Origin of the sequence: Vibrio sp. 1562 (genome assembly GCF_033340155.1) — a bacterium.
Classification (GTDB): domain Bacteria; phylum Pseudomonadota; class Gammaproteobacteria; order Enterobacterales; family Vibrionaceae; genus Vibrio; species Vibrio alginolyticus.
The window spans coordinates 1-856 of the sequence record NZ_JAWOVY010000192.1 but is presented as its reverse complement, the minus strand read 5'-3'; the positions used below and the strand labels follow the sequence as shown (position 1 = coordinate 856).

The following is an 856-nucleotide window of genomic DNA, read 5'->3' as shown; positions in this document are numbered from 1 at the left end:
CATCAAACCACGCTCAAGCGCAGCACGTTGAATCGCTAGGGTCAACTGACCTTCAGCAAGAGGTTCACCAAACTTGTTAAGCTCGCCGTTAGGATTCTTGATTTCAACGCCTAGCATCAAGCCTTTGCCACGAACTTCAGCAATACAGTTAACACGTTTTTGGATGCTTTCGAGACCAAAACGTAGGTATTGGCCCGCAACGTTCGCATGCTCAACAAGGTTGTCACGTTGGATAATTTCAAGCGCTTTAGCACCTGAAACCATTGCAAGTTGGTTACCACGGAATGTGCCCGTGTGCTCGCCTGGCTTCCACGTATCGTGTTGCTTATTGATCACAAGCAGTGACATTGGCAAGCCGCCGCCAATCGCTTTAGAAAGACACAATACATCAGGCACGATACCCGCTTCTTCGAAAGCGAAGTTGTAACCAGATTTACCCACACCACACTGGATTTCATCAAAAATCAGTAGGATACCGTGCTCATCACAAATACGACGTAGGTCGCGCAACCAGAATGCTGGAGCAGGAATTACACCGCCCTCACCTTGTACTGGCTCTACGATGATCGCAGCAGGTTTCATGATACCCGCTTCATCATCGTTCAATAAACGCTCGATATAACGAATACTTGCTTTCGCACCTTCGTCACCGCCAAGACCAAATGGACAGCGTAGGTTGTATGGGAAAGGCATAAAGTGCACATCTGACATTAAGCCAGTACGACGCGCTTTTGTTCCTAAATTACCCATCATGCCCATCGTACCGTTTGTCATACCGTGGTATGCACCACGGAAAGCAAACATGGTATTACGACCTGTCGTTTGTTTCGCTAGCTTGATCGCAGCTTCAACCGCA

Annotated in this window: 1 protein-coding gene; it reads right to left on the bottom strand. The window is 48.0% G+C overall.

The genetic code is table 11. From position 1 onward, the window contains the following. Positions 1-856, bottom strand: an 856-nt coding sequence (locus tag R7Z49_RS24085; RefSeq protein WP_318112242.1) for an aminotransferase class III-fold pyridoxal phosphate-dependent enzyme, incomplete at both ends; no start/stop codon positions are given.